General features: G+C 28.4%; 13 protein-coding genes. 8 read left to right on the top strand and 5 right to left on the bottom strand.

Features of this window, described 5'->3' with window-relative positions; all coding sequences use genetic code 11:
- The first annotated feature begins 223 nt into the window (after positions 1 to 223).
- The 8 genes from PHC28_RS13815 to PHC28_RS13780 all read left to right on the top strand — a co-directional run bounded on the left by PHC28_RS13815 (position 224) and on the right by PHC28_RS13780 (position 5,279).
- The gene (locus PHC28_RS13815; protein WP_300101754.1) at positions 224 to 613 is read left to right on the top strand and encodes a hypothetical protein; all 390 of its coding nucleotides are present in this window, start codon (positions 224 to 226) and stop codon (positions 611 to 613) included.
- Positions 613 to 1,005 (top strand): hypothetical protein, encoded by a 393-nt coding sequence (locus PHC28_RS13810; protein WP_300101752.1) that lies wholly within the window; start codon positions 613 to 615, stop codon positions 1,003 to 1,005. Before PHC28_RS13815 ends, PHC28_RS13810 begins: the two co-directional genes overlap by 1 nt.
- A gap of 7 nt (positions 1,006 to 1,012) precedes the next feature.
- Positions 1,013 to 1,234, top strand: coding sequence for a hypothetical protein (locus tag PHC28_RS13805; RefSeq protein WP_300101749.1), 222 nt, complete (start codon positions 1,013 to 1,015; stop codon positions 1,232 to 1,234).
- Positions 1,235 to 1,239: 5 nt separating this feature from the next.
- On the top strand, positions 1,240 to 1,494 hold the full coding sequence (locus tag PHC28_RS13800) for a hypothetical protein (RefSeq protein WP_300101745.1): 255 nt from the start codon (positions 1,240 to 1,242) through the stop codon (positions 1,492 to 1,494).
- The gene (locus PHC28_RS13795; protein ID WP_300101742.1) at positions 1,495 to 1,764 is read left to right on the top strand and encodes a hypothetical protein; all 270 of its coding nucleotides are present in this window, start codon (positions 1,495 to 1,497) and stop codon (positions 1,762 to 1,764) included.
- A gap of 85 nt (positions 1,765 to 1,849) precedes the next feature.
- Entirely contained in the window at positions 1,850 to 2,842 is a 993-nt protein-coding gene (locus tag PHC28_RS13790) for a ribonucleotide-diphosphate reductase subunit beta (protein WP_300101740.1), read from the top strand.
- Positions 2,843 to 3,112 carry a hypothetical protein gene (locus PHC28_RS13785; protein WP_300101739.1) on the top strand — a complete coding sequence of 90 codons (270 nt, stop codon included), beginning with the start codon at positions 2,843 to 2,845 and terminating at the stop codon, positions 3,110 to 3,112.
- Between the two features lies 1 nt (position 3,113).
- Positions 3,114 to 5,279, top strand: coding sequence for a polymorphic toxin-type HINT domain-containing protein (locus PHC28_RS13780; protein ID WP_300101736.1), 2,166 nt, complete (start codon positions 3,114 to 3,116; stop codon positions 5,277 to 5,279).
- 43 nt (positions 5,280 to 5,322) lie between these two features.
- Here PHC28_RS13780 and PHC28_RS13775 read toward each other — a convergent pair whose 3' ends face one another.
- The 5 genes from PHC28_RS13775 to PHC28_RS13755 are packed head-to-tail and all read right to left on the bottom strand — an operon-like array spanning position 5,323 to position 6,803.
- Positions 5,323 to 5,523, bottom strand: coding sequence for a hypothetical protein (locus PHC28_RS13775; protein WP_300101733.1), 201 nt, complete (start codon positions 5,521 to 5,523; stop codon positions 5,323 to 5,325).
- Between the two features lie 25 nt (positions 5,524 to 5,548).
- Positions 5,549 to 5,776, bottom strand: coding sequence for a prepilin-type N-terminal cleavage/methylation domain-containing protein (locus PHC28_RS13770; protein WP_300101730.1), 228 nt, complete (start codon positions 5,774 to 5,776; stop codon positions 5,549 to 5,551).
- 17 nt (positions 5,777 to 5,793) lie between these two features.
- Positions 5,794 to 5,994, bottom strand: coding sequence for a hypothetical protein (locus PHC28_RS13765; RefSeq protein WP_300101726.1), 201 nt, complete (start codon positions 5,992 to 5,994; stop codon positions 5,794 to 5,796).
- Positions 5,972 to 6,358 (bottom strand): hypothetical protein, encoded by a 387-nt coding sequence (locus PHC28_RS13760; protein ID WP_300101722.1) that lies wholly within the window; start codon positions 6,356 to 6,358, stop codon positions 5,972 to 5,974. Before PHC28_RS13760 ends, PHC28_RS13765 begins: the two co-directional genes overlap by 23 nt.
- On the bottom strand, positions 6,327 to 6,803 hold the full coding sequence (locus tag PHC28_RS13755) for a hypothetical protein (RefSeq protein ID WP_300101717.1): 477 nt from the start codon (positions 6,801 to 6,803) through the stop codon (positions 6,327 to 6,329). Before PHC28_RS13755 ends, PHC28_RS13760 begins: the two co-directional genes overlap by 32 nt.
- Positions 6,804 to 6,834 lie beyond the last annotated feature (31 nt).

The raw sequence follows: 6,834 nt of genomic DNA, 5'->3' as shown, positions 1-6,834 counted from the left end.
TATTATGAATTATGGATAAAAAAAGATGAAAATGTTTAAAACCATGAATGGTAGTTTAATTAACCCTCAACACGTACGATCAGTGCATTATTTTTATAGAAATAATTCTTGGATTATTCAATATAGTTTTTCTGATCAGGAATCATTTGAAACTTCTTGTGCATATGAAGATAGAGCAAAAGACTAATTAGAACGGTTTAGATTATACTGTATTGAGTAATTTATGAAAACACAAAAAGAATTATATACTGCCCTTTTGAATAAAAGAATACTTAGACACATAATAACTAATGAACATATTGGTTTATGTGATTTTGATGACAATATTTATATAGTGGACCTAATAAGAAACAAACCAGTTTCTTACGATCCGTTATATGATTTAGATCCATCTGACTGGATCATAGATGATAGTATATTATATAATCAGATAGTTGATATGAAAGAATATACAACCATATCATTTAATGATGGTAAATGCGAAATATTTCGTATGGAAGATCATTTCATATTATTTGGTACCGATAACGAACGTAAATTCATAGATTGTCATGATATAAATGGTATATGGCAATTATTAGCTAAAGCGGATTATTATATTAGGGATTATTGATGGCGTATTATAGTTATAAACGTGTTAGAGAGCTGATTCCTAATCATATTGAAGAAAAATATAAGAATTATTCTGATGATCCAGATACTTGGTTTTGGGATAATAGTTATGATGGTGATTTGTTTGATGCTTGTGCAGATTATATTGAAGAATTACAATCAGAAATCAATAAAATAAAGAAAATAAATGGGTCAAAAATTGATATTAGTGGATGGGTGGATTATCATACATTACCATTAACACAAGATCAAATATGTATATTCAAATGTAAAGATTATACAACAGAAATTTTGGGTCGATTCAATAAAAAAGAATCTTACTTTTATATTGAACGAGGTGATGGAACTATATACAAATATAGTTTTGGTATTGAATGGGTTATACCAATTTGAGGATGAAATGGGTAAACAAACAATCGAATTATTAACTTGTGATATTTGTCATAAAGATTCAAAAGCAAGAGAAGACATAAAAAAATGGCTACAGTGGTCAAGGGAAAATCTTTATGTAGATAGAGATTGGATTGATCATTGTATATGTCCATCATGTCTTGAAGATATATCAGAGGCAATAAAAAATAAACAACAATCAACAAGAAATACATTTTTATATAGTGGTTAATTTTCATGAAAAAAATATTTAGTAAAATCATATCAAATATATTTAAGAACCAAGATTATTCTGGTAAATGGAAATCAATTAAAAATTTCGTGATTTCAAATGAATTTGGAAATAGAGAAATATTATCGGATACTTTAGTAACTGTTATCAAAGTAAATAGTAAAAATGAAATATATTTTGAAATCCTTCCTTGGGCAGATAAAAATGTTACTAAAATGTCAATAACAGAATTCAAAAAATGTTTTATTAGGATAAGTTAAATGATAGAAAAAATATGTATTAAATCTCCTGTTCTAGAAGGTATTCGTTATGATGGGACGAATATTGAAGAAATAAAAGAATTTATTTTAACTGGAAATAATGCACATGAATGGTGCTTTGATGAAGAAATAAATAATTCAGAAAATTTCAATAAAAGTGAATATAATCATGCTTTTACAGTAGGTAATTGGGCAATAAAACTGATTTCAGGGGGAATTTATAATATTACACCAGAAATGTTTCATGAAAATTATTATATCATTAAATAAATATCTTCGCAACACTTAAAATCATAACCTAGATCAATTTAATTGATCATTTCATTTTATACAAGGAAGTATTATGCCAAGGATTTTGGAGAAAAAAACAACATATACCATTGATTATCCAATTGCATTGAAGTTCATTGAAGAACAAAATTCAATAATGTGGTTTCCAACAGAAATTGATGTCGAAAAAGATCTACACGATTTACGAACGAATTTTACCAAATCGGAATATCATGCAGTAACCACTCTCCTTAAATTATTCTTAAAATATGAATTAGAAATCGGTAATGAATACTGGTCTAATTATGTTGCTAAAGTATTCCCGAGACCAGAAATTCAAAGAATGGCTAATTGTTTTTCTTTTATCGAAATAAATGTTCACGCCCCTTTTTATAATAAATTAAATGAAATTCTCGGATTAAATACTGATGAATTTTATGAATCATATATTGATATTCCAGCTTTAAAAAATAGAATGGAATGGATTGGTAGAAGAGTAGAAAAAAGAGATTCTGTTTTTGATATATTAAAATCTGTTGGTATTTTTTCTATCCTCGAAGGTGCAGTATTATATTCTTCTTTTGCATTCTTAAAACATTTCCAAGCTGAAGGAAAAAATAAATTGATGGCAACTAATAGTGGCATTGGTTTTTCAGTGAATGATGAAAATTTGCATTCATTGGCAGGCGCCTGGTTATTCAAAACATTATTAGACGAAGCAAAACAGGAAAAAGCGATAACTGAAGAAGATATAATAAGATTGGAACAAGAAATATATGAAACGTCTCATATCATAAAAGAGCATGAATTTGAAATTATCAATTTATTTTTTGAAAAAGGTTCTATCAAAGGTATAACTCCTCATCAATTACAAAATTTTGTTGAATCAAGAATAGATTTATGTTTACAACAATTAGGATTAAAGAAAATATTTAACCCTAGTTATAATCCCATCAAAGATTGGTTTTATAAAAATATCAATGGTTCTAAGTTACATGATTTCTTTAGTCAAATGAATAATGGATATGCTAGGACATGGGTTAAAAGTAAATTTATATGGACAGGGATGAAATTATAAATGAAAAGATTCAAAGATTATATCAAAGAAGATACAACTACTGCAAGTATAGCAACATTTTCTCCTGTAATAGGAGATAAACCCCCATACAGAAGGAAAAATATTGGGGTTAAGATAAAATATACCGATAACATAAGAACCCCTTATAGATGGAGTTTATATAATGAAAATGGATCAATCACTGATGATCATAATATTATAATTCGATTCAAAAGCAAAGAAGAATTGAAAGATTTCGCAAATACAAATGGATATGATATAAAGGAATAAAATGAAAGAAGATAAATCAATTTATAAAGAATTAAGTGATGAGCGTAAACAATTACAAAATGATGGTAAGTTACCTTTATGGGTAACAACTGGAGGATGGCAAGTCCTCAAGGATAAATATCTTACCCCAGAATATCCAGATTTATTTTCTGCTTTCAATAGAATAACAAAACAAGCAGCGAAATACCTGCCAGAAAATATAAGAGATGAATGGGAACAAAAATTCTTTAATATTTTATGGGAAGGATATTTTGGGTTAGCATCTCCAGTTTTATCGAACATGGGAATGCCAACTGGGTGCGCTGTAAGTTGTTCAGGTGGTTCAATTGGGGATTCAGTAATAGATTTTTATTTATCTCAAATGGAAGCTGCTACATTAACCCAAAACGGCTTTGGTACAAGTGGATATCTTGGGAATATTAGACCAAGAGGTAGTAAAATCACAAATTCATCTGCAAAAGCAAGCGGAATTTTACCAGTATTCAAAGATTTCGTACAAATGTCGCAGGATATTTCACAAGGCTCAACGAGAAGGGGAGCTTGGGCTGGATATGTTGAAATTGAACACGATGATTTTTATGAATTAACTGGGTATATTAAAAATAATCCGGAAGATGCAAATATTGGGTGGATTATTAAAGATTCTTTTATTGAAAGATTAGATAATGGGGATACGGAAGCGTTAGGAAGATTTCAAGAAGCATTGTATTTAAAAATGTTGACTGGTAAGGGATATTTCTTTTTCATTGATAAGGTAAATAGAGCAAATCCAGAAATGTATAAAAAACACGGATTAGAGGTAAAAGCATCTAATCTTTGTTTAAAGGGAGATACATTGATAGATATTGAATATTTAGATGGGTCGCAGACAACATTACCAATTAGTGAATTAGTAAAAGATTTTCCTTTTTATAAAAAATTTGGAGGTGATACCCAAGTATTGAAAGTGAAAACATATAAAGATGGTAAGATATTTTATTCTAATATCACTAATGCAGGTATGACGGGTAAAGTATCTGAATTGGTACATATACAAACTTCAGATAATAAATTGTTAGAATGTACTTCAAATCATTTAATATATGTTAAAAATGTTGGTTGGTTAGAAGCAATAAATCTGATGCAAGATGATATATTGATAACTGATACAGGTGAAGTTTATATTACTGATATTAAATTGATGAGTGGTTATGATAAAGAACCTGTATATGATTTAACTGTCCCTGAAACTGAATCGTTTTTTGCAAATGGTATATTAGTACATAATTGTACAGAAATTGCATTATTTTCTGATGAAGAGCACACATTTTCGTGTATTATTTCTTCAATGAATTTAGCTTCTTGGGATAAATGGAAAGATACGGATGCTATTTTTGTTGCGACAGTATTTCTTGATTGCGTTGTTTCAGATTTTCTTGAAACGGCAAAAGATAAACCTGGTCTTGAAAAAGTAATCAACTTCACTAAAAAAGGAAGAGCGATTGGTTTAGGTGTAATGGGATTCCATACTTATTTACAAGAACACATGATTCCTTTTGACTCAATTGAAACGAATTATTTCAATACAGAAGTATTCAAAAAACTCCAAGAAGAAACGACAAGAGCCTCAAAATGGTTAGCTGAGATATTAGGTGAACCAGAATGGTGTATTGGTTATGGTGAAAGAAATACCCATAAAATTGCAGTTGCACCAACTATTACAAATGCTTTAATAAGCGGAGGAGTAAGTCAAGGTGTTGAACCAATATATAAAAATACATTTACTCAAGCAACTGCTTCTGGTGATGTAGATAGGGTAAATCCAAAATTATTGGAAATAATGAAACAACGTAAAGTTTATAATAAAGAAAATATCAAAGATATTGTGTTGCATCACGGATCAATTCAACATGTTGATTGGTTAGATGACTTTGAAAAAACAGTATTTAAAACGGCTTTTGAAGTTTCACAAGAAAAAATATTATGGCTTGCTGAGTCAAGACAAAAATATATTGATCAAGCTCAATCTATCAATCTATTTTTATCAAGCGAAGCGAAAGAAGAATATATTGCATATTTACACGAATTAGCTTTTAAAATGAATAATTTAAAAGCATTATATTATATTAGATCGAGTTCTGGGGTATTAGCTTCAACCGGAGATGCTTGTACAAATTGTGTAGCATAAAGATAATTACTGGCACTATTTTTTAGATAGTGCCAGTAATCTTTTATTTTATCGTGTTACGATCCGTTGCAATTGCTAAAGCTACTATATGTTCTAACTGTTTCACTGTTAAACCAACAATTATATCATCACTTCCCCAACGTAAATTATTACTGTTATTAACGTAATTTAGTAAATATTCTCTTGTTGTACCTAACCATTTTCCGCCTTCCATTTCAACTTGCTTTGCTGTTTGCTTTGTCATATTATAACAATCTCACTATAATAAATTATTGGCAATTTACTCCACCACCATGTTCATTTAATACTTGTCTTTGATGACCTTTCATATCAATATTCCATAAGTAACCACTTTTACAAATAGTACCTCCCCGTTGATAAAACTCAGGCGAAATACCACTACCAATAGCGCCAAGAATAATTGTACCAACTATACCAATAATACAAATAACAATCATCAATTCAATAAGTGTAAAACCTTTTTGTTTATTTTTCATAAATATATCTCTTTTAGTTAAATTATATTGTTTAATTTTAATGTTTTCAATAATTGTAATTGACTATAACAACAACCTTGAAGTTCAGCTACAATTGGATTCGAAAAGTAATTGATATCATTTCTTTCAATAAGTTCGATAATATCATTACCTCCAGTGTTATTAAATAAATGCCCATATTTTTTAATAATTTGTTTATCTTCTTCTGTTAGTATCATTATATTTTCCTAATAAAGTTTCTTTGTTAAATTCATCAATAATTTTTTCACTAGATAAATATTTTATACAAATTTCAGGGAATTGTGAACTTCTTGCTTTGATCACATCCAGCCTAAATTTCATAGCAGGCAATATACTCTCAAACATTTTTGTTTGTTTCTTACTAATAATTGAGAAGGCGAGTTCAAATGCATATTGAGCAATATTTGATAATAAATACCAATCGCTATATTTACCAATAATATCGATATTTGTATATACATCTCTAATTGCATTTTTTATGATTTCATTGATTAAATCTTGCTTATCGTCTTTTAATTGTTCAATCAATTCATTTGCTTTTTTTAATTCTGCTAGTATCATTATATTTTCCTTGAGGTTTAATATTTTTTAGTTTATATAATTCATTTGATGAAATAAAGAATCCGAATAATTCGCATTCAGAATCTTCAATTTTTAATTTTCTTTCTAAATTTATATTATATACCGTTGTACCTTTTGGTATTTCAGCTTGCCATTTTAATGGCAATTTACCTTTTATGTGATTCAATGATTGTTTGTTTTCATGACCATCGATAAATGCCCATATACCAAATTTTAAGTTTTCTAACTCAATATTATAAAATTCCAGTTGTTTTCTATTGCGTTCTTGTAAAATATACCAATTTTGTTGTATATTTGGATATTCAATTCGTAATTTTTCCATTTCTTCATCGAAATCAAATATATCATGATATGCAAACGATAAGTGTTTCTTTTGATATTGGGGAATAAATGCCGAATTTGAGTATCTAACAATCTTAATCATTCTTTGGAAATAAGAGTTAAAGATTTAATAA

The sequence above is a fragment of the Flavobacterium sp. genome (assembly GCF_028712645.1).
Classification (GTDB): Bacteria; Bacteroidota; Bacteroidia; order Flavobacteriales; family Flavobacteriaceae; genus Flavobacterium.
This window is presented reverse-complemented; position numbering and strand designations above follow the sequence as displayed.

What these genes read in the sequence shown, in the direction of transcription:
- PHC28_RS13800 (WP_300101745.1), top strand. Translation starts at nt 1,240, where the DNA reads ATGAAAAAAATATTTAGTAAAATCATATCAAATATATTTAAGAACCAA.
- PHC28_RS13805 (WP_300101749.1), top strand. Translation starts at nt 1,013, where the DNA reads ATGGGTAAACAAACAATCGAATTATTAACTTGTGATATTTGTCATAAA.
- PHC28_RS13770 (WP_300101730.1), bottom strand. Translation starts at nt 5,776, where the DNA reads ATGAAAAATAAACAAAAAGGTTTTACACTTATTGAATTGATGATTGTT.
- PHC28_RS13795 (WP_300101742.1), top strand. Translation starts at nt 1,495, where the DNA reads ATGATAGAAAAAATATGTATTAAATCTCCTGTTCTAGAAGGTATTCGT.
- PHC28_RS13780 (WP_300101736.1), top strand. Translation starts at nt 3,114, where the DNA reads ATGAAAGAAGATAAATCAATTTATAAAGAATTAAGTGATGAGCGTAAA.
- PHC28_RS13810 (WP_300101752.1), top strand. Translation starts at nt 613, where the DNA reads ATGGCGTATTATAGTTATAAACGTGTTAGAGAGCTGATTCCTAATCAT.
- PHC28_RS13775 (WP_300101733.1), bottom strand. Translation starts at nt 5,523, where the DNA reads ATGACAAAGCAAACAGCAAAGCAAGTTGAAATGGAAGGCGGAAAATGG.
- PHC28_RS13785 (WP_300101739.1), top strand. Translation starts at nt 2,843, where the DNA reads ATGAAAAGATTCAAAGATTATATCAAAGAAGATACAACTACTGCAAGT.
- PHC28_RS13765 (WP_300101726.1), bottom strand. Translation starts at nt 5,994, where the DNA reads ATGATACTAACAGAAGAAGATAAACAAATTATTAAAAAATATGGGCAT.
- PHC28_RS13815 (WP_300101754.1), top strand. Translation starts at nt 224, where the DNA reads ATGAAAACACAAAAAGAATTATATACTGCCCTTTTGAATAAAAGAATA.
- PHC28_RS13755 (WP_300101717.1), bottom strand. Translation starts at nt 6,803, where the DNA reads ATGATTAAGATTGTTAGATACTCAAATTCGGCATTTATTCCCCAATAT.
- PHC28_RS13760 (WP_300101722.1), bottom strand. Translation starts at nt 6,358, where the DNA reads ATGATACTAGCAGAATTAAAAAAAGCAAATGAATTGATTGAACAATTA.